Genomic DNA, 26,491 nt, shown 5'->3' with positions numbered 1-26,491 from the left:
ATCATGCTGGCCGCCGCGACCGGCCCTCTTCAAACCACTTGAGGAGTTCCAGAGCCTTGTCCCGCTTCCGGCGAGGCAGGGCAGGCGAGCGTGGGGGGCATCGAGCGGTTGGGGGAACAGGTCACGACGGCCAGCGACAGATAGGTGGGACGCTCCAGATAAGCCCCGATGGACACATCCCGGCCCGAACACAACTGCTCGGCGGCCAAGTCGACCAGTACGGCTCTGGATTGGTCCCAAAGAGCGCTTCGACAACGAGGCTCTGCGCCGGCCTCCGCACCCAGAGCCCCCGCCTCCGCCGGCCCCAGACGACCCGGCGGCGGAGCGGCTGTTCTGCGAACCTCTCGAACTTCTCGATGTAGAGAGAGACGTCTCGTGGATCGGACACTGTCAGCTCCGCATGGACGGTTTCCACCGTCACCATGCGGTCGTCCTTGATCGAGAAGGAGTGATTGGGGAAGTCGGTCTGCCGCACTGACAACGGCACAATCCGGAGGTCGACACTCGGGAGCCGGGAAACTGCGACCAGCCTATCGAGCTGCCCGGCCATTACCAGAGGCGGGACGATTCTCCACCGGAGTACGGGCTCTGTGACAATGAAACGGAGCTGCCGCCCCGGCTCGTAGAGAATGCTCTGTCTTGCCAGTCTTGCCCCTACCGCACGCACGAGCTGATCCGGCGTGAGCTGCTTGCGTCCGAGGACTGCCTGCGCATATTCCGGCGTCTGCAACAGGCCAGGTACAAGCGCAGGCTGAAACAGTCGGAGGAGAGTCGTACGGGATTCGACCGCCTGGATCTGCTGCTGCTTCCGGTGATAGCCGAGCCGCCGGTAAAGACGCCATGCCGTTGCCTCGGTTGCTGCTGCCCGAGCAACCGACATGTACTCGGCTTTGACCGCCTCGGACACCCCTACGGCGGTGAGGATCTGTTCCACGTCCACGACGCTCGGCATGACACTGCCGTTCTCGATCTTGGACAGTCTCCCGGATGCCTGCCGCAGCGCCCGCAGCGCGGACCCCAGCTCAGCCTTGTTCACTCGCCGTACTGTGCCCACCACTCCGTGAACGGCACAGCATGCACGAGGGCGGTGTCCCGGTAGGACCGGAATTCTGTCAGTCGGTCTTCGGCGCTCACGAATTCGCTCCCGAGATACTTTCCGGTGGCGTCGTACGCCATTACGCCGACCGCCCTGTCGTCGAACATCCAGAAGTCGGGTGCCTCAGGGATCGGGTTGTCCCGCTCGGTGGTGTCGAGGATGAAGAACTCCTCGCCGGCGGTCATGTTCCGTTGGTATCCCCAGGACAACTCGAATCGTAGGTAGTCCGTCAGTGGGCGCGACAGGACGTGCACGCGGTACATTCGCTTGCCGGCTGCGGTGGCGTTGCCTACCGTCGTCAGCCATGCAGCGTTCTTGTGTGACTCGGGCTGTTCGAGTCCTGCCACAAATGCCTGGTATGCCTCGACTCCGCCCGACTGGCTGTAGTCGTCCAACGTCTCCAGTCGAAAGGCTTCCCGTTCGAATGCAGTGAACCAGTCCGCCAGGGAACGGCTAGATGAGGTTGTCACGGACAGCCTTCCAGATCAGTTCGGCGGGGATTTCCACAACGGCTTCATGTGCCGGGACCTCCCTGCCGTGGTCGGTCAGGAGGCCTCCCTGCACCGCCAGGGTGCCACGGTCCGTGACGTATAACGCGGGGCACTCTCCGTCCTCGCACTCGCCCACCAGCCGTGTCAGTTTCACCACTGCGCGCTCCTCGCATCCGGCGGGATGACTGTCAGGGCTGATCGTCCCCATCGCGTCGGGCGTTCGGCAAGGGTCCGTGGTTTCCGCATCTGGAAACCGTCAACGCGAGGCGGATGGTGATCCTTCTCGTGCCGCGTACAGCAGGAACTCGGCCCAGGTGGAGGGCGCGAGGGTGAGGTGGGGGATAGTGGGGGTTTTGGAGTCGCGGATGTGGATGGTGGTGAGGGTGGTGGCTATTTCGACGCAGTTGGAGGCGTCGCCGCTGTAGGTGGACTTCTGCCAGGTCAGTTCGGGCATGGTGGAGTTCCTCAGAGGTCTTGTGCGATGCGGTGGATGACGTCGCGGGACGCTTCGGGGCGGAGGGCACTCGCCTCCATGTGGTCCACCACCGCACGGTACTTGTTCAACTGCGCTTCTCCATCGAGGAATTCGCAGCCATGGTGGGTGTCCAGCTGCACCGTGTCGAGCTGGGGCACCGCTCCGGCGACGTAGTCGATTCCCTGGCCGGTGCCGTGGAAGCACGCTTCGCCGAAGGGGATGATCCGGATGGTGACGTCTGGGAGTTCACTCATGCTCAGCAGGTGCCTGAGCTGAGCGGCGGCCACGTCCCGGCCGCCGAACCCCCCGGCGCCGTTCGGGGATCCGCCCTGGGACCGTGTTCCGGCCGCTCCGGTGGACGCCGAAGCGGGGCGCGGACTGCACCTCGTGCAGGAGTACGCCGACTCCTGGGGCGGCCTGTCCCTGGCGGACAGCCCACTGGACCGGGGCGCGGGGAAGCTGCTGTGGTTCGAGGTGGGCGGGGCACCGCTGCGCCGGATGCCACGTCGCTGTCCGTGATGCCCAGTACGGTGGGTTGCAGGAAGCCGAGCACGTGCGCACGGAGGAGCCGCGGTGTGACCACACAACCGGACCACAGTCACGAGCTGATCCCGCGCCCCGAGGGCACCCCGGCGGCGGTTCGCATAGCGCTGGCCCGCATCGCCCCGCATCGCCTGGGCGAAATGGAACAGCATAAGGAGCAGGCCCTGGGGGCCGCCCTCCAGGACGGCAAGATCGGCCACCTCCAGTACTGGCTCACCTACTGGCAGGCACAGGTGGAGATCGAGCGGCGACCCGACCTGCGTTCCCGCTACCAGGCCGCCCTCGTCGCCGTGCACAACGCCGACAGCCGGGACGAGCCGGAGTTCCGTGCGGCGATGGCAGAGCTACGCACCGTCGAGGCCGAGGCCCGGCAGGCGGTGTCCGCGTGACGTGGCGATGGGAGTACGACCCGGACGAGGCGTACGTCATCGGCGGCGCTCCGCCTGCCTTCGTGGCCGAGGTGGAGAAGCAGGCCGACGAGCTGGTCCGCGCGGCAGCCGCGTTCCACCTCGACGGTGCCTCGTACCACGAGGCGGACCCGAAGGGGAACGTCTCGCACGTCCCCGGCGGGTTCTTCCTCTATTTGATCGTCCCGAGGCACGAGTGCCTGTACGTCCACCAGGCCACCTACCTGTGAGCAGAGCCCGGGTGCCGCCTCACGCGTCCGCGTACTTCGCGTCCGCCGCCGGATCCAGTGCCAGGCGGTACCCCCGCTTCACGACCGTCTGGATCAGCTTCGGAGCGCCGAGGGCCGTGCGGAGGCGGGCCATCGCGGTTTCGACGGCGTGCTCGTCGCGGCCCGCGCCCGGCAGCGCGCGGAGCAGGTCGGCGCGGGCCACCACCCAGCCGGGGCGGCGGGAGAGGGCGCGCAGGAGGGACATGCCGGCCGGCGGGACCGGCTTGAGCTCGCCGTCCACCAGGACCGCGTGGCCGCGGATCTCCACCCGGTGGCCGGCGACGGGCAGGGAGCGGGCCCGGGCCGGGAGTTCCTGGCACAGGAGCTGGACCAGGGGGCCCAGGCGGAACCGTTCCGGCTGGACGGTCTCCACCCCGCGGGCCTGGAGGGGGATCGCGGTGACGGGGCCGACGCAGGTCGGCAGGACGTCGTGGACCAGGGCCGACAGCAGCTCGTCCAGCAGGCCGCGGTCCTCCGCTCGGGAGAGGAGCGAGGCGGCGGCGGGGGCGCTGGTGAAGGTGAGGGCGTCCAGGCCGCGGCTGACGGCCGCGTCCAGGAGGCGGTCCAGGGGGCTGAGGTCCTCGGGCGGCATCCAGCGGTAGACCGGGACCGGAACGACCTCCGCCCCGGCGGCCCGCAGCGACTCGACGAAGCCGGGGAGCGGTTCGCCGTGCAGCTGTACGGCGATGCGGTCGCCGTCGACGCCCTCCTCCAGCAGCCGGTCGAGGACCTCGGCCAGGGATTCCGAGGAGGGCGACCACTCCTCGTTGAGGCCGGCCGCGCGGATCGCGCCCTTGACCTTCGGGCCGCGCGCCAGCAGCCGTACCCCGCGCAGCCGGTCGAGGAGCTGCTCGCCGAGGCCCCAGCCGTCGGCGGCCTCGATCCAGCCGCGGAAGCCGATCGCGGTGGTGGCCACGACCACGTCCGGCACCTGGTCGATGATCTCCTTCGTGGCGGCGAGCAGTTCGCCGTCGTCCGCGAGCGGCACGATGCGCAGTGCGGGGGCGTGCAGGACGGTGGCGCCGCGCCGCTGGAGCAGGGCGCCCAGTTCCTCGGCCCGGCGCGCGGCGGTGACGCCCACCGTGAACCCGGCGAGGGGGCCGTGCTCGGGTTGCTGCTCTTCGTCGTACATGGGGCTCTCCTAGCTGACCGGCACGCCGAACGAGCCTGTCAACGAAGCGTGACAGGCTCGGTTCGGCTTGATGTCACCGGTGTTACGTCACACCTCGGCATAGCTGAGCTGGGTCTTCTCCTGTGAAGCGGCCGCCGTTGCCGTGACCTGGCCGGCCGGGCGGCGAAGGTATACGGCCCAGGTCACCGCGAAGCAGACACCGTAGTAGGCGAGGAAGGCGACGAACGCGCCGGTCCCGGAGCCGTAGGAGAGGAAGGACTGGCGGAAGGCGAGGTTGATGCCGACACCGCCGAGCGCGCCGACCGCGCCGATCAGGCCCATGGACGCGCCGGACAGCCGCCGGCCGTGGGCGACGGCGGCCTCGCCCTCCAGGCCCTTGGCCAGCGCCTTGGCCTGGAAGATGCCGGGGATCATCTTGAACGTCGACCCGTTGCCGAGCCCGCTCAGCACGAACAGGACGACGAAGACGGACACGAACAGCGCCAGCGACTTCTGCATGCTGGCCACGACGAGGACGGCGGTGGCGGCGGCCATGCCGACGTAGTTCCACAGGGTGATGCGGGCGCCGCCGTAGCGGTCGGCGAGCCAGCCGCCGAGGGGGCGGATCAGGGAGCCGAGCAGCGGGCCGATGAAGGTGAGGTAGGCGGCCTGCAGCGGGGTCCGGCCGAACCCGTTCGTCAGCACCTGGCCGAAGGCGAAGCTGTAGCCGATGAAGGAGCCGAAGGTGCCGATGTAGAGGAAGGCCATGATCCAGGTGTGGGCGTCCCGGGCGGCGTCCTTGGCCGCGCCGGTGTCGTTCTTCACCGAGGCCAGGTTGTCCATGAACAGCGCGGCCATGACGGCGGCCACGACGATCAGCGGGATGTAGATCCCGAGCAGCACGCGCGGGCCGCCGCTCGCGCCGATGATGGCGAGCGCGATGAGCTGGATGACGGGCACGCCGATGTTGCCGCCGCCCGCGTTGAGCCCGAGCGCCCAGCCCTTCTTCCGCAGCGGGAAGAAGGCGTTGATGTTGGTCATGGAGGAGGCGAAGTTGCCGCCGCCGATGCCGGCCAGCAGGCCCACCAGGAGGAAGGTGGAGTACGACGTCCCCGGCTCCATCACCGTGAACGCGGCGACGGTCGGGATCAGCAGCAGGCCGGCGGAGACGATCGTCCAGTTGCGGCCGCCGAAGACGGCCACGGCGAAGGTGTACGGCACCCGGACCACCGCGCCGACCAGGGTGACCATCGAGGTCAGCAGGAACTTGTCGGCCGGGGTGAGGCCGTACTCCGGGCCCATGAACAGCACCAGCACGGACCACAGGGTCCAGACGGAGAAGCCGATGTGCTCGGAGAGCACGGAGAACCACAGGTTCCGGCGGGCGATCCGTTCCCCGGTCGCCTGCCAGAATTCCTCGTCCTCCGGATCCCAGCGCTCGATCCAGCGGCCACTGCGACGGGTTGGGGCTGGGGGTGTCATCACGCCTCCACGGTGCTCCGGCTGCTCGGTCTGCCGACCACTGACTGAGCCCGAAGGTAGGGAGGCCGGGTTTCCGCCCTGTGGCAGCGGGTGACCGGAAGGGAACGTTGCTCTCACTCGGCCGGGGACCCGCCGGTGAGGCGGGCCGCCCGCCCCCTGTGACCGACGGTTCGGGGCCGGTGCGGCACGAGGGGTTCCGGTGTTCCCTCCGCGCGGGCACTGTGGGGGAGACCCCGCACGGTTCCTGCCTAGGCGGTGACTGGCACATGGCACTCGGGAGCGCCCCCTCCGCGCACGAGCCGCGGTTCGACGCCGGACGGGTGTGTCTGGATCTCCTCGCCACCACGCATCCGGGCGAACGGCTGGACGGCGTCGGCGCGTTGTGCGCGTGGATCGCCGGCGCCGGGCTCGTCCCCGGCGGTACGGCGCTCGGGCACGCCGACGACTCCTGGCTGACGGGTTTCCGGGAACTTCGGGGGCACGTGGGGCTGTTGGTGCGGGGGACGCAGGGGGTGGAGGCGCCGGCGTACGGGCGGGCGCTGGCCCGGGTGAACGAGGTCGCGCGGGCCGCGACCCCGGCGCCCCTCGCCGTACGCGGGGAGGACGGCCGTCTCGTACGGGAGTTGGCCGGGCCGCCCGGCTGTGCCGCCCTGCTCGCCGTCGTCGCCCGGGACGCCGTGGAGCTGCTCACCGATCCGGTCGCGCGGGCCGCCCTGCGGGAGTGCGAAGGGGACAACTGCCCGCTGGTCTACCTCGACACCTCCCGCGGCCGGCGCCGGCGCTGGTGCTCCAGCGAGGTGTGCGGGAACCGGGAGCGGGTGGCCCGGCACCGGCGGCGGGCGGCGCTGGCACGCGCCTGAGGCGGGAGTGATTTCCGTAACACCGGGTTTTCGGTGCCCTGTACACGGGCATCGTGAGTCGCCTCCGGCGATGTGTCGGAAATGTAAAGATCATGCGGTGGGAATGTGCGCCCATGTCCCGCTCGTCACGTCACTCCAGAGAAATCTGTCACTCCGGTTTGAACACTCGCGCACCGGGGTCCGTACAGGTGGGCGAGCGACCGACTGGGGGAACCCCCGGACACCGGAGGTGGGCGTGCGCAAGGATGCGGCCGTGGCCAATGAACGTGGAGCGAGGGCCCGACATCGCATGTCCTCATCGCAGCCGTCCGAACCCGACGAGGAGCTGATGCGTGCCCTGTACCGGGAGCACGCGGGGCCCCTGCTGGCGTATGTCCTGCGGCTGGTCGCCGGTGACCGGCAGCGTGCCGAGGACGTCGTGCAGGAAACGCTCATCCGTGCCTGGAAGAACGCCGGTCAGCTCAATCGGGCGACCGGTTCGGTACGCCCCTGGCTGGTGACGGTCGCGCGCCGCATCGTCATCGACGGCCACCGCAGCCGGCAGGCCCGGCCGCAGGAGGTCGATCCGTCGCCGCTGGAGGTCATCCCCGCGGAGGACGAGATCGACAAGGCGCTGTGGCTGATGACGCTGTCGGACGCGCTCGACGACCTGACCCCGGCCCACCGGGAGGTGCTCGTCGAGACGTACTTCAAGGGGCGTACCGTCAATGAGGCGGCCGAAACACTGGGCATACCGAGCGGAACGGTCCGTTCCCGGGTGTTCTACGCCCTGCGGTCGATGAAGCTGGCACTGGAGGAGCGGGGGGTGACGGCGTGATGAGCAACGGGTACGGGGGGATGCAGGGATTCGGACCGGCTGGTCCGGGTATGTCTGGGCCCATGAACCCCAGTCAGGGATCTTCGGTGCCGAGCGAGCACGAGACCGTCGGCGCCTACGCCCTCGGGATTCTCGACGACGCCGAGGCAACCGCTTTCGAAGCGCACCTCGCCGGCTGCGAGTGGTGCGCCCAGCAGTTGGACGAGCTGGCCGGAATGGAGCCGATGCTCGCCGCGCTCGCCGACCTGCCCGGCTCCGGCAGCACGCCCGCGATCGGCGAGTCGCTGTCCGCCAAGCCCAGCCCGCGGCTGGTGGAGAAGCTGGTCGACGAGGTCGCCGAGAAGCGTGCCCAGAAGCGCCGGCGCAGCTTCTACATGATCGCCGCGGCGGCCGCGCTGATCATCGCCGGACCGCTGGCCGCGGTCGCGGTGAACGGCGGCTCGGACTCGGGCGGGCAGGTCACCGCCACGCCGGCCCAGGCGACCTTCCGGACCATGTCCGACAAGAAGTCCGCCACGGACGCGTCGACCCACGTCAGCGCGACCGTCGCCACGGCGCAGAAGGACTGGGGCACGCAGGCGGTCCTGGAACTGAAGAACGTCAAGGGCCCGCTGAAGTGCTCCCTGGTGCTGGTCGCCAAGAACGGGCAGCGCGTCACCATGTCGTCGTGGTCGGTGCCGAACTGGGGTTACGGCATCCCGGACGCCACGACCGAGCAGTCGAAGCAGCCGCTGTACATCGGCGGGGCCGCCGCCTTCCAGCCCAACGAGATCGACCACTTCGAGGTGGTGACCTTCGAGGGCAAGAAGCTGGTCCAGGTGGACGCGTAGCCGACGTAGCTTCGACGGGCCCCCTTCGCGTACGGTTGACGGCTGCCCAGCACGTCAGAAGGGGGCCAGGTGGCCGCTCAGGTTCAGCAGTCCGCGGTCGGCTCGGTACAGGACGCACCCGATTCCGTCCGTGACCGGGAGATCGGCGTCGAACAGGAACACCTGGACCGGGTCTACCGGCGGCTGGAAGAGAAGATCCACGAGGCCGAGTTCCTGATGCACGACGCGGCCCAACGCGGCCAGGTCGGCACCCCGGGCGCACTCGCCGAGCGGGACGCGCAGGTCTTCCGGGCCGGCGTCCACCTCAACCGGCTGAACAACGAGTTCGAGGACTTCCTCTTCGGGCGGATCGACCTGCTCCTCGGCAAGGACGGCAAGAAGGGTCCCGACGGGGCCTACACGGCCGTGGAGCCGGCCGAGGGCGCGGTGCGGTCCGACAACACCGCCGACATCGCCGAGACCCTGCACATCGGACGTATCGGCGTCCTCGACGAGGACTACTCCCCGCTGGTCATCGACTGGCGCGCGCCCGCCGCCGCCCCCTTCTACCGGGCCACGCCCGTGGACCCGGGCCGGGTGGTACGGCGCCGGGTCATCCGCTCCAAGGGGCGCCGGGTGCTCGGCGTCGAGGACGACCTGATGCGGCCGGAGCTGCAGGCCTTCCTCGACGGCAGCGAGCTGCCCGTCATCGGCGACGGCGCCCTGATGGCCGCCCTGGGCCAGGCCCGCAGCCACACCATGCGGGACATCGTCTCGTCCATCCAGGCCGAGCAGGACCTGGTCATCCGGGCCCCCGCCGCCTCCATCACCTACGTGGAGGGCGGTCCGGGCACCGGGAAGACCGCCGTCGCCCTGCACCGCGCCGCCTACCTGCTCTACCAGGACCGCAGACGCTACGCGGGCGGCATCCTGATCGTCTCGCCGACCCCGCTGCTCGTCGCCTACACCGAGGGCGTGCTGCCCTCGCTGGGCGAGGAGGGCCAGGTCGCGATCCGCGCGATCGGCTCGCTGGTCGACGGCGCGGAGGCCACCCTGTACGACTCCCCGGCCGTGGCCCGCGCCAAGGGCTCGTATCGGATGCTGAAGGTACTGCGCAAGGCCGCCCGGGGGGCCCTGGAGCTGGGCCCGGCCGCACCGGAGGGGGAGACGGTCACCGGCCCGCCCGCCCGGCTCCGGGTCGTCGCCTTCGGGCGCCGGCTCGAACTGGAGGCCGACGAGCTGGAACGTATCCGCCGTACCGCCCTCGGCGGCACCGCGCCGGTCAACCTGCTCCGCCCGCGCGCCCGCAAGCTGCTGCTGGACGCCCTGTGGGCCAAGTCCGGCGGCGCCGCCCGGCACACCGACCCGGAGCTGGCCGCCGAGCTGCGCTCGTCCTTCGACGAGGACGTCACCGGCGAGGATTCCTTCATCGCGTTCCTGGACGCCTGGTGGCCCGAGCTGACCCCGGGGGCCGTGCTCGCCGCGATGGCCGACGAGAAGCGGCTGGGCCGCTGGGCCCGGCGGATCCTCAACCCCGGCGAGGTCCGCAAGGTCGCCCGCTCGCTGCGCCGGGACGGCCACTCCGTGCACGACATCGCCATGCTCGACGAGCTCCAGGCGATCCTCGGCGCCCCGGCCCGCCCCCGCAAGAAGCGCGAACTCGATCCGCTGGACCAGCTCACCGGCCTGGAGGAGCTGATGCCGGTGCGCGAGGAGACCCAGCGCGAGCGGGCCGAGCGGCTGGCGCAGGAGCGCACCGAGTACGCGCACGTCATCGTGGACGAGGCGCAGGACCTCACGCCGATGCAGTGGCGCATGGTCGGCCGCCGCGGCCGGCACGCCACCTGGACGGTCGTCGGCGACCCGGCGCAGTCCTCCTGGTCCGACCCGGACGAGGCGGCCGAGGCCCGCGACGAGGCCCTCGGCACCCGGCCCCGGCGCCGCTTCCAGCTCACCGTCAACTACCGCAACCCGGCCGAGATCGCCGAGCTGGCCGCCAGGGTGCTCGCGCTCGCCATGCCCGGCTCCGAGGCGCCGTCCGCCGTGCGGTCCACCGGGGTCGAGCCGCGTTTCACGGTCGTGCGGGACTCCCTGGAGCGGACCGTGCGCGCGGAGGCCGAGCGACTGCTGGACCGGGTGGACGGCACGGTCGGCGTGGTCGTCGCGATGAACCGGCGCGAGGAGGCCCGGCGCTGGCTGGCCAGGCTCGGCGACCGCGTGGTGGCCCTGGGCAGCCTGGAGGCCAAGGGCCTGGAGTACGACGCGACGGTCGTCGTCTCGCCCGCGGAGATCGCCGACGAGTCGCCGGCCGGCCTGCGCGTGCTGTACGTGGCGCTGACCCGGGCCACCCAGCAGCTCACGGTGGTGTCGGGGGAGCGGGACGAACCGGACGCGGCGGGGGTCCCGGACCTGCTCCGGGACTGAGGTCGCGGCACGGGAATGGCCTTGCCGGATCCTTTTGTTAGCCTGGGTGTGGCACCGGCCCGATCCAAGCCCCCGGGCCCAACCTTCGTCCCTCAGAGGGACCACTTGCCGCGAGGCGAGCATGGCGGGTCGGTGTCATGAACGAAGGAGAGACCCACGTCACGATCGTGACGTGGGTCTCTTTCTTTGCCTGATCGTTTCTCGTATGGTGGAAGTGGTTTTCCGAAACCAGGCACCGCTCATGAACACAACGTCCGCAATCCGGGGCGACTACCGCGTACTCCGCGGTAGGTGCGACGATCGGACGGCACAACTCGCGACACGGTGAAAGCAGAGGAAGTCGGCCATGGCAACGGCGCCCAGCGTCTCCTACTCGATGACGATCCGGCTGGAGGTGCCCGCGAGCGGAACCGCCGTCTCGCAGCTCACCAACGCCGTGGAGTCCTCCGGAGGCTCGGTGACCGGCCTCGACGTCACCGCGTCCGGTCACGAGAAGCTCCGTATCGACGTCACCATCGCGGCCACCTCCACGGCCCACGCCGAGGAGATCGTCGAGAAGCTGCGCGGCATCGAGGGCGTCACGCTGGGCAAGGTCTCGGACCGTACGTTCCTGATGCACCTCGGCGGCAAGATCGAGATGGCGTCGAAGCACCCCATCCGCAACCGTGACGACCTCTCCATGGTCTACACGCCCGGCGTGGCCCGCGTCTGCATGGCCATCGCCGAGAACCCCGAGGACGCCCGCCGCCTCACCATCAAGCGCAACTCCGTTGCGGTCGTGACGGACGGCTCCGCCGTGCTCGGCCTCGGCAACATCGGCCCCAAGGCCGCGCTGCCCGTCATGGAGGGCAAGGCGGCCCTCTTCAAGCGCTTCGCCGGCATCGACGCCTGGCCGATCTGCCTGGACACCCAGGACACCGACGCCATCGTGGAGATCGTCAAGGCGATCGCCCCCGGCTTCGCCGGCATCAACCTGGAGGACATCTCCGCGCCGCGCTGCTTCGAGATCGAGGCCCGGCTGCGCGAGGCCCTCGACATCCCCGTCTTCCACGACGACCAGCACGGCACCGCCATCGTCGTGCTCGCCTCCCTGACCAACGCCCTGCGCGTCACGGGCAAGGCCATCGAGAACATCCGGGTGGTCATGTCCGGCGCCGGCGCGGCCGGTACGGCCATCCTCAAGCTGCTCATCGCCGCCGGCGTGAAGAACGCCGTCGTCGCCGACATCCACGGTGTCGTCCACGCCGGCCGCGAGGACCTGGTGAACGCCCCGGCCGACTCGCCGCTGCGCTGGATCGCCGACAACACCAACCCCGAGGGCCTCACCGGCACCCTGAAGGAGGCCGTGCGCGGCGCCGACGTCTTCATCGGCGTCTCCGCCCCGAACGTCCTGGACGGGGCGGACGTGGCCGCCATGGCCGAGGGCGCCATCGTGTTCGCGCTCGCGAACCCGGACCCCGAGGTCGAGCCGGCGATCGCCCGGCAGACGGCGGCCGTCGTGGCCACCGGCCGCTCGGACTTCCCGAACCAGATCAACAACGTGCTGGTCTTCCCGGGTGTCTTCCGCGGCCTGCTGGACGCCCAGTCCCGCACGGTGAACACCGAGATGATGCTCGCTGCCGCGAAGGCCCTCGCCGACGTGGTCACCGAGGACGAGCTGAACCCGAACTACATCATCCCCAGCGTCTTCAACGACAAGGTCGCGGGCGCGGTCGCCGGAGCGGTCCGCGAGGCCGCCAAGGCGGCCGGCGCGACGGCCTGAGCACGGCGTGTCGTAGTGTGCAGGGGGCTGTGAACATCACCACGGCAGCCCCCGCACCGGCGCGTCGTGGAACGACCAGGTGCCGGGCGCGCTCTAGGGTGACGGCCGAGCGGGCGCTTTTCGTGTGACTCCCCAGGGTGTTCTCACGACTCCTACGGGTGCCGGATTGGCTTTCCCGCCGCAGGTAGGGGCAGGATGCTCCCCCAGGGACACAGTCCCCGGGGGCACCCCCAAGGGCGCGAGCGCATCGGCATCGCAGTGCCTCGGGCGGCTCCGCCGCGTGGCACACCCCAACGGCAAGAAATACACGGGAGTAACAACATGAACCGCAGTGAGCTGGTGGCCGCGCTGGCCGACCGTGCCGAGGTGACCCGCAAGGACGCCGACGCCGTGCTGGCCGCGTTCGCCGAGACCGTCGGCGAGATCGTCGCCAAGGGCGACGAGAAGGTCACCATCCCCGGCTTCCTGACCTTCGAGCGCACCCACCGTGCCGCTCGCACCGCGCGCAACCCGCAGACCGGCGAGCCCATCAACATCCCGGCCGGCTACAGCGTGAAGGTCACCGCGGGCTCCAAGCTCAAGGAAGCCGCCAAGGGCAAGTAATCGCTCCGCTTTCAGGCGCCGTCCCCCTGACGCGCCGTGGCATGGAGCGGTGGGTGACTGCGGGCCGGTCGTGGCTGGTCGCGCAGTTCCCCGCGCCCCTTCGGGCGCGAATCGGTTGAAGACGTCGAAAGGGCGGCCCCCGTCGAGGGGGGCCGCCCTTTTGCCGTTCGTGGCGTTTGCCGTTCGTGGCGCCTAGCCGAGCGCCTTGCCCGGCAGTTCGACCTTCGCGCCCAGTTCCACGAGCTTCTCCATGAAGTTCTCGTAGCCGCGGTTGATCAGGTCGATGCCGTGGACGCGGGACGTGCCCTCGGCGGCCAGGGCCGCGATGAGGTACGAGAAGCCGCCGCGCAGGTCCGGGATGACCAGGTCGGAGCCCTGGAGCTTGGTGGGGCCCGAGACGACCGCGGAGTGCAGGAAGTTGCGCGCGCCGAAGCGGCAGGCGGAGCCGCCCAGGCACTCGCGGTAGAGCTGGATGTGCGCGCCCATCTGGTTCAGCGCGGAGGTGAAGCCCAGCCGGGACTCGTACACCGTCTCGTGGATGATGGACAGCCCCGTGGCCTGGGTGAGGGCCACCACCAGCGGCTGCTGCCAGTCGGTCTGGAAACCGGGGTGCACGTCCGTCTCCAGCGCGATGGACTTCAACTGCCCGCCGGGGTGCCAGAAGCGGATGCCCTCGTCGTCGATCTCGAAGGCACCGCCCACCTTCCGGTAGGTGTTCAGGAACGTCATCATCGAGCGCTGCTGGGCGCCGCGGACGTAGATGTTGCCGTGGGTCGCGAGGGCCGCGGAGGCCCAGGAGGCGGCCTCCAGGCGGTCGGGAAGGGCCTGGTGGGTGTAACCGCCGAGCTTGTCCACGCCCGTGATGCGGATCGTGCGGTCGGTGTCCATCGCGATGATCGCGCCCATCTTCTGCAGCACGCAGATGAGGTCCTCGATCTCCGGCTCGACGGCCGCGTTGGACAACTCCGTGACGCCTTCGGCCAGTACGGCCGTCAGCAGCACCTGCTCGGTCGCGCCGACGGACGGGTACGGCAGCCGGATCTTGGTACCGCGCAGCCGCTGCGGGGCCTCCAGGTACTGGCCGTCCGCCCGCTTCTCGATGACCGCGCCGAACTGCCGCAGCACGTCGAAGTGGAAGTCGATGGGCCGGCCGCCGATGTCGCAGCCGCCGAGGCCCGGGATGAACGCGTGGCCGAGGCGGTGCAGCAGCGGACCGCAGAAGAGGATCGGGATCCGGCTGGAACCCGCGTGGGCATCGATGTCGGCCACGTTGGCGCTCTCGACCCGCGTCGGGTCCAGCACCAGCTCGCCGGGCTCCTCGCCCGGACGGACCGTCACCCCGTGCAGCTGGAGCAGGCCGCGGACGACCCGCACGTCACGGATGTCCGGAACATTGCGCAGTCGGCTCGGTTCGCCGCCCAGCAGGGCGGCGACCATGGCCTTCGGTACGAGGTTCTTCGCACCGCGGACACGGATCTCGCCCTCCAGCGGGGTTCCGCCGTGGACAAGCAGGACATCGTCGTTGACGGTCATGAATCTCGCGTTCCGATGAGTTGGTCAGGGGCCGGCCGATCACTGTGCGCAGGGGCCGGGAAGACAGGGTAATCGCCGATCACCCCCCGTCCGTAAGCCCGAGGACCGCCCAGTCGCGTCATAGGTGTGTCACAACACGAACCGTTCCCTATCGGGCACATGCGGTCACCGGCCTCCCGGGTGTGCGCCCCTCGGCTTCGATGCGCCCTGAGCAGCCTTCACTCCGGTGCGCCCGATTGGGTCCCCACACCCGGGGAAGATGCGGGATCATGTCTGGCATGACCGAGGTGTCCTCGCTCACAGGGCGGCTGCTCGTGGCTACCCCCGCCCTGGCGGACCCGAACTTCGACCGTGCGGTGGTGCTCCTCCTCGACCACGACGAGGAGGGTTCCCTCGGTGTCGTGCTCAACCGCCCCACTCCGGTGGTCGTCGGCGACATCCTGGAGGACTGGGCCGAGCTCGCCGGCGAGCCCGGTGTGGTCTTCCAGGGCGGGCCGGTGTCGCTGGACTCGGCGCTGGGCGTGGCGGTCATCCCGGGCGGCGCCGACGGTGACCGGGCCCCCCTCGGCTGGCGGCGGGTGTACGGCGCGATCGGCCTGGTCGACCTGGAGGCACCGCCGGAACTGCTCGCCTCGGCCGTGGGCAGCCTGCGGATCTTCGCCGGGTACGCCGGCTGGGGCCCGGGCCAGCTGGAGGACGAGCTGGTGGAGGGCGCCTGGTACGTCGTGGAGTCCGAACCGGGTGACGTGTCCTCGCCGGCCCCGGAGAGACTCTGGCGCGAGGTGCTGCGCCGCCAGCGCAACGAACTGGCGATGGTGGCCACGTATCCGGACGACCCTTCGCTCAACTGATGCCTGTGAGCTTCAGTACTCTTGCTGATATGAGCACTCTCGAGCCCGAGCGCGGGACTGGTACGGGGACCCTCGTAGAGCCGACGCCGCAGGTGTCCCACGGCGACGGCGACCACGAGCGCTTCGCCCACTACGTCCAGAAGGACAAGATCATGGCGAGCGCCCTCGACGGGACCCCCGTCGTGGCGCTGTGCGGCAAGGTCTGGGTGCCGGGCCGCGACCCGAAGAAGTACCCCGTCTGTCCCATGTGCAAGGAGATCTACGAGTCCATGGGCAGCGGCGGCGACGAGGGCAAGGGCGGCGACAAGAAGTAGGTCACCGGCCTGCCCGCCGGCGGTGGGATCCCCGGGACGTGCGTCCGGCACGTCCCGGGGATCTTCGCGTTTCCCGGCCGCCACATGGTCCAGACCTCTTGTGAGGCCTCGGTCCAGTCCCTAGCCTTCTGATACGTCGGACGTGTGTTGCGCAGGGCGACGGGCGCGTTGCATGCAGTGCGACGCGGTGAGGGGCTGATGTCGTGGAACTGATTCCGGCGCCGCGCGCCGTCGACGTACCGGCGGGACCCGGTGTGCCGCTCGACGACGGCACCACGCTGTGGGCCGGCCCCGGCACGGAACGCACCGAGCGCTGGCTGCGCGCCACCCTCGGCGCCGCCCTGGGCCTGCCGCTGCGCCCCGGGCCACGGGACGCCCGCGACGGCGTACGGCTGCTGCTGGACGACACCCTCGCGCCCGAGGCGTACCGGCTGAGCGCGGCCGCCGGGCAGGGCGTGGAGATCCGCGGCGGCGGACCCGCGGGCGTGTTCTGGGGCGCGCAGACCCTGCGCCAGCTGCTCGGCCCCGACGCCTTCCGGCGCGCCCCCGTCCGCCCGGGCACCGCCCTCGGCGTCCCGCCCCGGGTCGTCGAGGACGCGCCCCGGTTCCGCTGGCGCGGCCTCCTGCTCGACGTCGCCCGGCACTTCATGCCCAAGGAGGGCGTGCTGCGCTACCTCGACCTGATGGCCGCGCACAAACTCAACGTCCTGCACCTGCACCTGACGGACGACCAGGGCTGGCGCATCGAGATCGAGCGCTATCCGCGACTGACCGAGATCGCCTCCTGGCGCACACGGACGAAATTCGGCCACCGCGCCTCGCCGCTGTGGGACGACAAACCCCACGGCGGGTACTACACCCACGACGACATCCGGGAGATCGTCGCCTACGCCGCCGAGCGGCACATCAGCGTCGTCCCCGAGATCGACGTACCGGGCCACTCGCAGGCCGCCATCGCCGCGTACCCCGAACTCGGCAACACCGACGTCGTCGACACCACCGCCCTCTCCGTGTGGGACACCTGGGGCATCTCGTCCAACGTACTGGCCCCCACCGACACCACCCTGCGCTTCTACGAGGGGGTGTTCGAGGAGGTCCTGGAGCTGTTCCCGGCGGACGCCGCCGAGTTCTCGCCGTTCGTCCACGTCGGCGGCGACGAGTGCCGCAAGGAGCAGTGGACCGAGTCCGTCACCGCCAAGACCCGGATCGCGGACCTCGGCCTCGCCGACGAGAACGAGCTGCAGTCCTGGTTCATCGGCCACTTCGACGCCTGGCTCGCCGCGCGCGGGCGCCGCCTCATCGGCTGGGACGAGATCCTGGAGGGCGGGCTCGCACCCGGTGCGGCCGTCTCCTCCTGGCGCGGCTACGCGGGCGGGATCGCCGCCGCGCGGGCCGGCCACGACGTGGTCATGTGCCCGGAGCAGTACGTGTACCTGGACCACCGTCAGGCCCCGGGCGAGGACGAGCCCGTACCGATCGGTTTCGTGCGCACCCTGGAGGACGTCTACCGGTTCGAGCCCGTCCCGGAGGGACTCACCGAGGCGGAGGCCCGGCACGTGCTGGGCACCCAGGCCAACGTGTGGACGGAGGTGCTGGAGGACAGCGCGCGCGTGGACTACCAGGCCTTCCCCCGCCTCGCGGCCTTCGCCGAGGTCGCCTGGAGCCCGCTGCCCGCCCCGGCCGAGCGCGACTACGCCGGCTTCGAACGCCGGATGACCGCCCACTACCGGCGGCTTGACGCCCTCGGTGTCGCCTACCGGCCGCCCACCGGACCCCGCCCCTGGCAGCGCCGCCCCGGCGTGCCCGGCCGCCCGGTCGAGGGACCGCCCCCGAACCGGTGACCGTGCCGGGCCGCCCCGAAGAGCGAACGGAAAAACCCCGGCAGCATCACCGAAGAGTGGCAATCCGCGCGCACCGGTGATGCCGTACGAAAACGGACCATCTCCCCGGTGAGATGGGCGAATGCCTCCTAGCGGACCCCCGCGTTCAGGCCTTGCGAAGATGTGCCAGAGTTGCGTCGTCCGCCCTGTCAGCACGTACCGTACGGCAACACAGGCGGGACCATGTGGGGCAGCGGGAAGGGGCAGCCGGTTTGACCACGCACGCACCGCAGGCGGCGCAGGCCGTCACCTTGCCCACGACACTGGACGAGGCCGTGGCGGCCCTCACCGCCATGCCCACCGCCGTCCCCGTGGCGGGCGGCACCGACCTGATGGCCGCCGTCAACTCCGGCCAGCTCCGGCCCGCCGCACTGGTCGGCCTCGGCCGGATCAGCGAGATCCGCGGCTGGCAGTACCAGGACGGCCACGCGCTGCTCGGCGCCGGCCTCACGCACGCACGCATGGGCCGCCCCGACTTCGCGGCCCTGATCCCGGCGCTCGCCGCCGCCGCGCGCGCCGCGGGACCGCCGCACATCCGCAACGCGGGCACCCTGGGCGGCAACATCGCCTCGGCCGCCCCCACCGGGGACGCGCTGCCGGTGCTGGCCGCCCTGGAGGCGACGCTGATCATCGCGGGCCCGGGCGGGGCCCGCCGGGAGATCCCGGTGTCGCACCTGCTGGCCGGCGTGGAGATGCTGCGCGGCGGCGAACTCATCGGCTACGTGCGCGTACCGCTGCTGCACGCCCCGCAGGTCTTCCTGAAGGCGACCGGCCGCACCGGACCGGGCCGCGCGCTGGCCTCCGTGGCGCTCGTCCTCGACCCGGCCCGGCGCGGCGTGCGCTGCGCCGTGGGGGCCATAGCGCCGATGCCGCTCAGGCCCCTGGAGGCCGAGCAGTGGGTCGCCCAGCTGATCGACTGGGACAACGACCGCGCCCTCGTCCCGGAGGCCCTGCACGCCTTCGGGGAGTACGTCGCCGCGGCCTGCATCCCCGACCCGGCCCCCGAGCCCGACGGATCGGTGACCCCGCTTCCGCCCGCCGTACTGCACCTGCGGCGCACCGTCGCCGCGCTGGCCCGACGAGCACTGGGGAGGGCGCTGTCGTGACCGACGACCAGCACGGAGAGGGCACCCCCCGGGGCGGCGGACGCTGGAACCCGCTGCCCCAGGGCGACTACGACGACGGAGCCACGGCCTTCGTCGAACTCCCCGAGGGCGGCATCGACGCCCTGCTGTCCGGTGACAGCCCGCTGGCCGCGCCCGGCCACGGCTACGTGCCGCCGCAGATAACGGCCACGCACACCGACGGCGCCACCTGGCCCGCGCCCGACGACGGCGCCCGGTGGCCCGACCCGAACGCCGCGCCGGCCCAGCCGCCGACCGCGGACGACCGGTTCACGTACCAGCCCGGTGCCACCCAGCACTGGACCTTCGACGAGCCCGCGGCACCGGCCGCCCCGGGACACGACGTCACCGGGCAGTGGTCCATCCCCGTCGCCGGGGGCGAGTTGCCGGACGAGTCGGGCGAGTACACCGCGTCCTCGCTGGTCGAGCAGTGGGGCGGCACCCCGCCGGCCACACTGCCCGGCGGCGCGCCGGCGCCCTGGGCGACGGACGGCGCGGGCCACACCTGGGACCGGCCCGAGGACCGGCCGGCCGCCCCCGCGCCGGACCGGGACGCCGCCGTCGGCCACCGCCCGGAGGGCGGCACGCCGGACGCGTACGGTCCGCGGGAGGAGTACGGCCCGGCGGACGGGTACGCGCCGGAGGACGGGTACGCGCCGGAGGACGGGTACGGCGGCCACGCCGACGCCGGGCACACCGGGGAGGCCGGGCACACCGGGGAGGCCGGGGACGGCGGGGAGGCCGACACGCCCGGCGGTTCGGGCCTGCCCGCCGCGTCCGCCGAACCGGTCGCGTCCGCCGAACCGGTCGCGCCGGACGAGTCCGGCACGGCGCCGGAAGCCGATTCGCACGGCCTCGCCGAAGCCCCTGAGCGGCCCGCTGACGGCCCCACGGGCCCCGAACAGCCGACGGATCCCGCCGACGCGTCCCAGCCCGCCACGGCGGCCGCCACGGCCGAGCCGGCCGCCTCCCCGGACGCCCCCGGCAGCGACGCGGAGGACCCCGCTCCCGCGGCCGGATCCGTCGTACCGGAAGGCGCGGGCGCCGACGAGGAGACCCCGCGCGCGCAGGAGGACGCCTCCGGCGACGCCGGGGAGCAGGCGTCCGAACCGCCGCCGCACGACGACCACCCCCTCGCCTCCTACGTGCTGCGCGTCAACGGCGCCGACCGCCCGGTCACCGACGCCTGGATCGGCGAGTCCCTGCTGTACGTGCTGCGCGAACGGCTCGGTCTCGCCGGCGCCAAGGACGGCTGCTCCCAGGGCGAGTGCGGGGCCTGCAACGTGCAGGTCGACGGCCGCCTGGTGGCCTCCTGCCTGGTCCCGGCGGTCACCGCGGCCGGCAGCGAGGTCCGTACGGTCGAGGGCCTGGCCGCCGACGGTCAGCCCTCGGACGTCCAGCGCGCGCTCGCCCGGTGCGGTGCCGTGCAGTGCGGTTTCTGCGTGCCCGGCATGGCGATGACCGTGCACGACCTGCTGGAGGGCAACCCGGCGCCGACCGAACTGGAGACCCGGCAGGCCCTGTGCGGCAACCTGTGCCGGTGCTCGGGCTACCGGGGCGTCCTGGAGGCCGTCAAGGAGGTCGTCGCCGAGCGCGAGGCTTCCCACGCGGGCGGCGATTCCGAGGCGGACGAGGCCCGCATTCCGCACCAGGCGGGCCCCGGCTCCGGCGGCGTGCACCCGTCGGCGTTCGAGGCACCGGGCGCGTTCGACACCCCGCGGGCGCCGAACCCGTACGACCCGCCGGACTCGTACGACCCGTCGCATCCGTACGATCCCTCGCACCCGTACGACCCGTCGGACCCGTACGACCCGTCGGACCCGTACGGCGCACCCGACGGGTACGGCACACCGCCGGGACCGCAGGACCAGCACTACGGCCAGGACGGAGGCCAGGCGTGAGCAACGAAGCCGGCACCGCGACCACCGCCGCGGAACCCGCCCCCGCGGCCGAGCCGTTGCCGCACGGCATCGGCGCCTCCCTGCCGCACGCCGACGCCCGCGCCAAGACCGAGGGCACCTTCCCGTACGCGGCCGACCTGTGGGCCGAGGGCCTGCTGTGGGCGGCCGTGCTGCGCTCCCCGCACGCGCACGCGCGCATCGTCTCCATCGACACCACCCACGCGCGCGAGATGCCCGGCGTCCGCGCCGTCATCACCCACGAGGACGTGCCCGGCACGCCCCGCCACGGCCGCGGCACGCCCGACCGGCCGGTGTTCGCCTCCGAGGTCGTACGCCACCACGGCGAGCCCATCGCCGCCGTCGCCGCCGACCACCCGGACACCGCGCGGATGGCCGCCGCCGCCGTCATCGTCGAGTACGAGGTGCTCGATCCGGTCACCGACCCCGAGCAGGCCTTCGAGGCGGAGCCGCTGCACCCCGACGGCAACCTGATCCGGCACATCCCGCTGCACCACGGCGACCCGGGTGCGGTCGGCGAGGTCGTCGTCGAGGGCCAGTACCGCATCGGCCGCGCGGACCCGGCCCCCATCGGCGCCGAGGCCGGCCTCGCCGTGCCCCGCCCCGACGGCGGGGTGGAGCTGTACCTGGCCTCCACCGACCCGCACACCGACCGCAACACGGCCGCCGCCTGCTACGGCCTGTCCCCCGATCGAGTGAAGATCGTCGTCACCGGGGTGCCCGGTGCCACCGCCGACCGCGAGGACCAGGGCTTCCAGCTCCCGCTCGGCCTGCTCGCCCTGAAGACCGGCTGCCCGGTGAAGCTGACGGCGACCCGCGAGGAGTCCTTCCTCGGCCACGCCCACCGCCACCCCACCCTGCTGCGCTACCGCCACCACGCCGACGCCGAGGGCAAGCTGGTGAAGGTGGAGGCGCAGATCCTGCTGGACGCGGGCGCGTACGCCGACACCTCCGCCGAGGCGCTCGCCGCCGCCGTCTCCTTCGCGTGCGGCCCGTACGTCGTCCCCCACGCCTTCATCGAGGGCTGGGCGGTCCGCACCAACAACCCGCCCTCCGGACACGTGCGCGGCGAGGGCGCCATGCAGGTGTGCGCCGCCTACGAGGCGCAGATGGACAAGCTGGCGAAGAAGCTGGGCCTGGACCCGGCCGAACTGCGCCTGCGCAACGTCCTCGCCACCGGTGACGTCCTGCCGATCGGCCAGACCGTGACCTGCCCGGCCCCGGTCGCCGAACTCCTCCAGGCGGTACGGGACTTCCCGCTCCCGGCGCTGCCCAAGGACACCCCCGAGGAGGAGTGGCTGCTGCCCGGCGGCCCCGAGGGCGCGGGCGAACCGGGCGCGGTGCGCCGGGGCGTCGGCTACGGCCTGGGCATGGTGCACATGCTCGGCGCGGAGGGCGCCGACGAGGTGTCGACCGCGACCGTCAAGGTCCACGACGGCATCGCGACCGTGCTGTGCGCGGCCGTCGAGACCGGCCAGGGCTTCACCACGCTGGCCCGGCAGATCGTCCAGGAGACCCTCGGCGTCGAGGAGGTCCACGTCGCCCCGGTCGACACCGACCAGCCGCCGGCCGGCGGGGGCTGCCGGGGCCGGCACACCTGGGTGTCCGGCGGCGCGGTGGAACGGGCCGCCAAGATGGTCCGCACGCAGCTGCTCCAGCCGCTCGCGCACAAGTTCGGCATGTCCACCGAGCTGCTCCAGATCACCGACGGCAAGATCACCTCGTACGACGGCGTCCTGTCGACCACCGTCACCGAGGCGATGGAGGGCAAGGAGCTGTGGGCCACCGCCCAGTGCCGCCCGCACCCCACCGAGCCGCTGAACGCCTCCGGCCAGGGCGACGCCTTCGTAGGCCTCGCGTTCTGCGCGATCCGCGCGGTGGTGGACGTCGACGTCGAGCTGGGCTCGGTCCGGGTGGTGGAGCTGGCGGTCGCCCAGGACGTGGGCCGGGTGCTGAACCCCGCGCAGCTGGCGGCGCGTATCGAGGCGGGCGTCACGCAGGGCGTGGGCATCGCCCTCACCGAGAACCTCCGTACGCCCCGCGGCCTGATCCGCCACCCCGACCTCACCGGCTACGCCCTGCCGACCGCCCTGGACGCCCCCGACATCCGGATCGTGAAACTGGTCGAGGAACGGGACGTGGTGGCCCCCTTCGGCGCCAAGTCGGTCAGCGCGGTCCCGGTGGTGACGGCACCGGCGGCGATCGCCTCCGCGGTCCGCGCCGCCACCGGCCGCCCGGTCAACCGCCTGCCGATCCGCCCGCAGGCGGCCGTGGTGACCGACCGGTGAGCACACCGCCGCCCGACGGGCTCCGCCACGAACCACCGCCCAGCCCGGGCAGGCCGGCCCTGTGAATCCTGGTGTTCGCGGCGGCGGCACTGGCCGTCGTCCTGGGCGGGATCTACTTCACGTGAGACACGGCGCCGTCCCGCGCACCGGGGCGGGGTCGGCGGACGGGCCCACGGCCGCCCCGGCCGCCCCGGTCGAGGAACGGCGCCCGCGCACCCAGAGGATCCTCGCGGACGCGCAACGAGCCCGGGTCGCCCGACGTCTTCCCTCGTGAGGGCCGTTGTCAGTGGGGCGGCGTAGTGTGCCGAGCGGTGGGGGCACCCGCCCGGGGGCCGCGTACGACGGTGTGCGCCGGCCCGTCACGCACGGGGAAGATCGCGGGGGAGCGATGAGCACGACCGACGCCGAAGTACCGGTGATCACGCTGACCGAGGCGGAGCTGGACCGGTTCGTCACGCACTCGCCGACCCGCGGCCTGCTCACGGGTACCGGCCTGCCCGCCGAGACCGACCTGCTCACCTTCTCCCCGCTGCGCACCCACGGCCTGCGCACGCTCGCCGACGCCGCCGGGAGCCCCTTCGGCCTGGCCGAGGAACTGCGCGGCCGCCTGGTGATCGGCGAACTCCTCACCCCGGCCGGCATGGAGCGCGCGTCGATCCTGCTGGACGGCGCCACGGGCGAGCTGACCACGGCCTACCTCTTCGACCCGTCCGACGCCCGCCCCTTCGCGCCCTCCCTGGCCACGCTGCTGCGCTTCGCCGCGGTCACCGAGGAACTGGCGGGCCTGCGCGGCCGTTTCGCCTCCCTGGCGGGCCGGTACGGCCCCCAGACCGCGACCGAGGCCTCCCGCCGCCTCCTCACCCTCTTCGCGGAGGGCACGGGCGGCGAGGTCCCGCCGTACTGGAAGGCGGCCGCCCTGATCCGCCCCCTCTCCCTCGCCGCCGGCCCCGGCACGGCCTCGGGCCTCACCCTCGACGTCCCCGCGCGCGTCCTGGACCAGGAGTTCGGGCAGGGCAGGGTGGCCCGCTTCGAGGAGGTCGACTTCCCGGCGACGCTCACCCACGAGCCGACCCGCCGCTTCCTGCGCGAGACGGGACTGCCGGAGGAGGCGGTCTTCTTCCACGCCGACACGGACGTCCCGCTGCCGACGCTCCGCGAGTACTTCACCGAGGAACGCCCCGAGTACCCCCTCGCGGAACTCCCCGCCCACTGCGACCACTTGATCCGCCTGGGCCGCCTGCCGGAGGACACCAGCCTGGTGGTCGACGGCCGAACGGGCGCGGTCCTCACCTTCCAGGAGCCCGAGGCGGCCCTCCACCCCCTCAACACCGACGTCTCCACCCTGGCCTTCACCCTCTGGCTCATCCACCACGAGCGCACGATCGACACCCACCTGAACCACGAACTCGCCACCCACGCCTACGACCACCTGGTCGCCGCCATGCTCCACACCCTGACCACCCTCGACCCCACCGGCACCCTCCCGGACACGCCCTGGCACTACTGGACGGAGCTCTTCCAGGACGAGACGGGCGGGGTGTTCTGACGTCGAGCCGCGGTGACTTCCCCGGTTCCGGCGACCGGAGTCATCCGGGTGCCCTGTGACCCGTCGGCTCGGCAGACGGCGTGGGACGCAGGCCCATGAGGCTGGCGCAGGCCGTACCGGCGGACATGTACCACCGGTCGGCGGCCAGTCTCCTGGACGTCTGGTTCTGGCTCCCCGGTCGACACTGGATCGTGAAACCCTCGGCTGTCGACGTCAGCAGTTGCCGCCAGTCGTCGGCGCCCACAGGCGCGGGGAAGAGCGGGAACGTCAGCGCCTCACTCATTGTCCTTCGCAGCGCGGCGCACCCCTGATGCTGGTCTGATCCGTCCTCGCGGTCCAGGGTTGCTGTCAGGGCGGCATCGAAGCGCTTGAGGAGATCGGTGCCGCCTCCTTCGAACCAGGCCGTCATCCGCGCCCGTGTGTCGGGGTCGTATGACGGACGCGTCTGCATCCATGGCACGCCCAACGGGGCGGGCGCCTCATACCCCGAGGAGTCCTCACCCATCCCGGCGAGTGGATCGGTGATGAAGAAGGAGATCGTGACGGCCACGCCGATGCGCCAAGCCCGCTTCGACTCCGGCTTGAGACGGGGCCCGTCTCGTTCGGCCGGAGTGAAGCTCGTCGGCCGGGGCTTGCGGCGCGGGAGTACGCCGACGGCCGTGGCGATGACGAGCGGCGATGCCAGATAGGCCAGCACCCTTACGACGCGCTGGGGGACAGCCTCGTTGTCCAGCCACACGAGCACCGTGTACAGGAGGGTCGCGTACGCGCCGACGAAGAGCAGAAACTGGAGTTTGGTGCCCCCCTTGTCCACCTCCGGAGGGTGGGTCAGCATGCGGTGCCGCTCGGCCCAGTCGGGGTGGGAACGCCAGATGCGGGTGAGTCGGGTCAACGTGGCGCCGCGCCTGTCGCCCGGTCGCTGCGCGGCCCACACCGAAGGGTCGGCCCCGTACATCATGGCGTCGTGGTCGGCGACCAGTTCGCGGTGCCGGAGGATGTCCGCGTGGGCCAGGTAGGTCTGCACCACGAGCCCGGCCGCCAGCGCGAACGCCGCCGGCCCCGGTGCGCCGCCGTCCCAGTAGACACGTGACGTCCCGAGCGCTCCCTGGAACAGCAGCCACACGTTCAGCAGGAGATACGGGCCGAGCACCAGGCCCAGGAAGACGCGCCAGAGGGCCACCGTGAAGTAGGCGAGGTCGACGTCGCCGTTGCGCACATGAGCCAGCTCGTGCAGTACGACGGCGTCGAACTGGCTCGGGGCTGTCGCCCTGCGTACCAGCAGCCCCGCGTGCAGGCAGACGGTGTAGCCGTCCGCTCGTCCGAAGGTGACCGCTCCGGCCGACATCGCCCGCGGGTCGACCACGAACGCGGGGGTGCTGACGGACGGCACACCGGCTTGCCTCACCAGTCCGGCGAGGTGGCGCGCCAAAGCGTTCCGGTCGTGCTCGTTCGGTGCGTCGGGCGGCCCTGCGGCTGTGGCCGCCCTCCTGGTCTCCTCCGCGGTGAGCAGAGGGGTGTACCGCCCCCTGCCCAGTGGCCGGTGCGACATCTGCCAGAACAGCGCCACTGCGGCGCCGGCCACGATACAGGTGTACGACAGCGCCGCGTATAACGCGATCCGAGCCGCGTCCGACCTGCAACCGGTGAGGTCCTCGTGGAACCGCGCCGTCAGCAGGGCGCGCCATGCCGGAGTCTGCACGTCCACTCCGGCCGCCGCCGCACAATGCGGCAGGGAGGTGAGGGAGAGAATGGTCAGCGTGGAGGTGCTCACCAGGGCGGTGGTGCTGGCGAGCAGCACCGTGACCAGCAGCAGGAACCTCCGGGTCGAGGCCCGCGCGACGAGGTCCCTGGACTCGGCGGAGACCACGGTTGCCGTGTCTTCCGCGC

The 26,491-nt window shown here is 71.8% G+C and carries 25 protein-coding genes; 16 read left to right on the top strand and 9 right to left on the bottom strand.

The window, feature by feature from the left end; all coding sequences use genetic code 11:
- Nucleotides 1–121: 121 nt before the first annotated feature.
- The 5 genes from ABZ923_RS08370 to ABZ923_RS08350 form a co-directional block, all read right to left on the bottom strand.
- Nucleotides 122–1,036: a helix-turn-helix transcriptional regulator gene (locus tag ABZ923_RS08370; RefSeq protein ID WP_361468387.1), complete on the bottom strand. Its 915-nt coding sequence runs from the start codon at nt 1,034–1,036 to the stop codon at nt 122–124.
- Nucleotides 1,033–1,500: a DUF6879 family protein gene (locus tag ABZ923_RS08365; RefSeq protein ID WP_361468512.1), complete on the bottom strand. Its 468-nt coding sequence runs from the start codon at nt 1,498–1,500 to the stop codon at nt 1,033–1,035. Before ABZ923_RS08365 ends, ABZ923_RS08370 begins: the two co-directional genes overlap by 4 nt.
- Before the next feature lie 49 nt (nt 1,501–1,549).
- A complete protein-coding gene (locus tag ABZ923_RS08360) occupies nt 1,550–1,741 on the bottom strand; it encodes a hypothetical protein (protein WP_361468509.1) in 192 nt (63 codons plus the stop codon).
- A gap of 102 nt (nt 1,742–1,843) precedes the next feature.
- Nucleotides 1,844–2,041 (bottom strand): DUF397 domain-containing protein, encoded by a 198-nt coding sequence (locus ABZ923_RS08355; protein ID WP_361468385.1) that lies wholly within the window; start codon nt 2,039–2,041, stop codon nt 1,844–1,846.
- A gap of 11 nt (nt 2,042–2,052) precedes the next feature.
- Nucleotides 2,053–2,316: a Scr1 family TA system antitoxin-like transcriptional regulator gene (locus ABZ923_RS08350; protein WP_361468382.1), complete on the bottom strand. Its 264-nt coding sequence runs from the start codon at nt 2,314–2,316 to the stop codon at nt 2,053–2,055.
- A 100-nt stretch (nt 2,317–2,416) separates the two neighbouring features.
- On the opposite strand from ABZ923_RS08350, the gene ABZ923_RS08345 reads away from it, so the two are divergent.
- Genes ABZ923_RS08345 through ABZ923_RS08335 form a run of 3 tightly spaced genes read left to right on the top strand, consistent with a single transcriptional unit; the run spans nt 2,417 to nt 3,242 of the window.
- Entirely contained in the window at nt 2,417–2,581 is a 165-nt protein-coding gene (locus ABZ923_RS08345; protein ID WP_361468380.1) for a hypothetical protein, read from the top strand.
- A 56-nt stretch (nt 2,582–2,637) separates the two neighbouring features.
- Complete coding sequence (locus ABZ923_RS08340; protein ID WP_361468377.1) at nt 2,638–2,994, top strand: hypothetical protein; 357 nt, start codon at nt 2,638–2,640, stop codon at nt 2,992–2,994.
- Entirely contained in the window at nt 2,991–3,242 is a 252-nt protein-coding gene (locus ABZ923_RS08335) for a hypothetical protein (RefSeq protein ID WP_361468375.1), read from the top strand. The genes ABZ923_RS08340 and ABZ923_RS08335 overlap by 4 nt, the downstream gene beginning before the upstream one ends.
- A 19-nt stretch (nt 3,243–3,261) precedes the next feature.
- On the opposite strand, the gene ABZ923_RS08330 is transcribed toward ABZ923_RS08335, so the two are convergent.
- Together ABZ923_RS08330 and ABZ923_RS08325 are read right to left on the bottom strand one after the other, a co-directional pair.
- Complete coding sequence (locus ABZ923_RS08330) at nt 3,262–4,413, bottom strand: uroporphyrinogen-III synthase (RefSeq protein WP_361468374.1); 1,152 nt, start codon at nt 4,411–4,413, stop codon at nt 3,262–3,264.
- An 87-nt stretch (nt 4,414–4,500) separates the two neighbouring features.
- Nucleotides 4,501–5,874, bottom strand: coding sequence for a nitrate/nitrite transporter (locus tag ABZ923_RS08325; RefSeq protein ID WP_361468373.1), 1,374 nt, complete (start codon nt 5,872–5,874; stop codon nt 4,501–4,503).
- A 266-nt stretch (nt 5,875–6,140) separates the two neighbouring features.
- On the opposite strand from ABZ923_RS08325, the gene ABZ923_RS08320 reads away from it, so the two are divergent.
- The 6 genes from ABZ923_RS08320 (at nt 6,141) to ABZ923_RS08295 (ending at nt 13,149) form a co-directional block, all read left to right on the top strand.
- Nucleotides 6,141–6,734, top strand: a complete 594-nt coding sequence (locus ABZ923_RS08320) for an ABATE domain-containing protein (protein ID WP_361468371.1) — start codon at nt 6,141–6,143, stop codon at nt 6,732–6,734.
- A 229-nt stretch (nt 6,735–6,963) separates the two neighbouring features.
- Complete coding sequence (locus tag ABZ923_RS08315) at nt 6,964–7,551, top strand: sigma-70 family RNA polymerase sigma factor (RefSeq protein ID WP_030348495.1); 588 nt, start codon at nt 6,964–6,966, stop codon at nt 7,549–7,551.
- Nucleotides 7,552–7,613: 62 nt separating this feature from the next.
- Nucleotides 7,614–8,381 (top strand): zf-HC2 domain-containing protein, encoded by a 768-nt coding sequence (locus ABZ923_RS08310; protein WP_361468369.1) that lies wholly within the window; start codon nt 7,614–7,616, stop codon nt 8,379–8,381.
- A gap of 69 nt (nt 8,382–8,450) precedes the next feature.
- The gene (locus ABZ923_RS08305) at nt 8,451–10,784 is read left to right on the top strand and encodes a UvrD-helicase domain-containing protein (RefSeq protein ID WP_361468366.1); all 2,334 of its coding nucleotides are present in this window, start codon (nt 8,451–8,453) and stop codon (nt 10,782–10,784) included.
- A gap of 346 nt (nt 10,785–11,130) precedes the next feature.
- Nucleotides 11,131–12,546, top strand: a complete 1,416-nt coding sequence (locus tag ABZ923_RS08300) for an NAD-dependent malic enzyme (RefSeq protein ID WP_361468364.1) — start codon at nt 11,131–11,133, stop codon at nt 12,544–12,546.
- Between the two features lie 321 nt (nt 12,547–12,867).
- Nucleotides 12,868–13,149 carry an HU family DNA-binding protein gene (locus tag ABZ923_RS08295; protein ID WP_023550134.1) on the top strand — a complete coding sequence of 94 codons (282 nt, stop codon included), beginning with the start codon at nt 12,868–12,870 and terminating at the stop codon, nt 13,147–13,149.
- Nucleotides 13,150–13,341: 192 nt separating this feature from the next.
- Here the strand turns inward: ABZ923_RS08295 and murA are convergent, their stop codons facing one another.
- A complete protein-coding gene (gene murA, locus ABZ923_RS08290) occupies nt 13,342–14,682 on the bottom strand; it encodes a UDP-N-acetylglucosamine 1-carboxyvinyltransferase (RefSeq protein ID WP_361468362.1) in 1,341 nt (446 codons plus the stop codon).
- A gap of 278 nt (nt 14,683–14,960) precedes the next feature.
- On the opposite strand from murA, the gene ABZ923_RS08285 reads away from it, so the two are divergent.
- The 7 genes from ABZ923_RS08285 (at nt 14,961) to ABZ923_RS08255 (ending at nt 24,604) form a co-directional block, all read left to right on the top strand.
- Nucleotides 14,961–15,533 carry a YqgE/AlgH family protein gene (locus tag ABZ923_RS08285; RefSeq protein ID WP_361468359.1) on the top strand — a complete coding sequence of 191 codons (573 nt, stop codon included), beginning with the start codon at nt 14,961–14,963 and terminating at the stop codon, nt 15,531–15,533.
- Nucleotides 15,534–15,562: 29 nt separating this feature from the next.
- Nucleotides 15,563–15,847, top strand: coding sequence for a DUF3039 domain-containing protein (locus tag ABZ923_RS08280; RefSeq protein ID WP_208032514.1), 285 nt, complete (start codon nt 15,563–15,565; stop codon nt 15,845–15,847).
- A gap of 203 nt (nt 15,848–16,050) precedes the next feature.
- Nucleotides 16,051–17,688, top strand: coding sequence for a beta-N-acetylhexosaminidase (locus ABZ923_RS08275; protein WP_361468356.1), 1,638 nt, complete (start codon nt 16,051–16,053; stop codon nt 17,686–17,688).
- A 251-nt stretch (nt 17,689–17,939) separates the two neighbouring features.
- On the top strand, nt 17,940–18,833 hold the full coding sequence (locus ABZ923_RS08270) for an FAD binding domain-containing protein (RefSeq protein WP_030348487.1): 894 nt from the start codon (nt 17,940–17,942) through the stop codon (nt 18,831–18,833).
- A complete protein-coding gene (locus ABZ923_RS08265; protein WP_361468353.1) occupies nt 18,830–20,752 on the top strand; it encodes a 2Fe-2S iron-sulfur cluster-binding protein in 1,923 nt (640 codons plus the stop codon). The genes ABZ923_RS08270 and ABZ923_RS08265 overlap by 4 nt, the downstream gene beginning before the upstream one ends.
- Nucleotides 20,749–23,058 carry a molybdopterin cofactor-binding domain-containing protein gene (locus ABZ923_RS08260; protein WP_361468350.1) on the top strand — a complete coding sequence of 770 codons (2,310 nt, stop codon included), beginning with the start codon at nt 20,749–20,751 and terminating at the stop codon, nt 23,056–23,058. The genes ABZ923_RS08265 and ABZ923_RS08260 overlap by 4 nt, the downstream gene beginning before the upstream one ends.
- Before the next feature lie 388 nt (nt 23,059–23,446).
- On the top strand, nt 23,447–24,604 hold the full coding sequence (locus ABZ923_RS08255; protein WP_361468349.1) for an SUKH-4 family immunity protein: 1,158 nt from the start codon (nt 23,447–23,449) through the stop codon (nt 24,602–24,604).
- Between the two features lie 40 nt (nt 24,605–24,644).
- Here ABZ923_RS08255 and ABZ923_RS08250 read toward each other — a convergent pair whose 3' ends face one another.
- Nucleotides 24,645–26,471 (bottom strand): M48 family metalloprotease, encoded by a 1,827-nt coding sequence (locus tag ABZ923_RS08250; protein ID WP_361468346.1) that lies wholly within the window; start codon nt 26,469–26,471, stop codon nt 24,645–24,647.
- Nucleotides 26,472–26,491 lie beyond the last annotated feature (20 nt).

Origin of the sequence: Streptomyces sp. NPDC046881 (genome assembly GCF_040645015.1) — a bacterium.
In the GTDB taxonomy this organism is placed as follows: domain Bacteria; phylum Actinomycetota; class Actinomycetes; order Streptomycetales; family Streptomycetaceae; genus Streptomyces.
The sequence above is the reverse complement of the archived record's forward strand: the minus strand, read 5'-3'. Positions and strand labels throughout refer to the sequence as shown.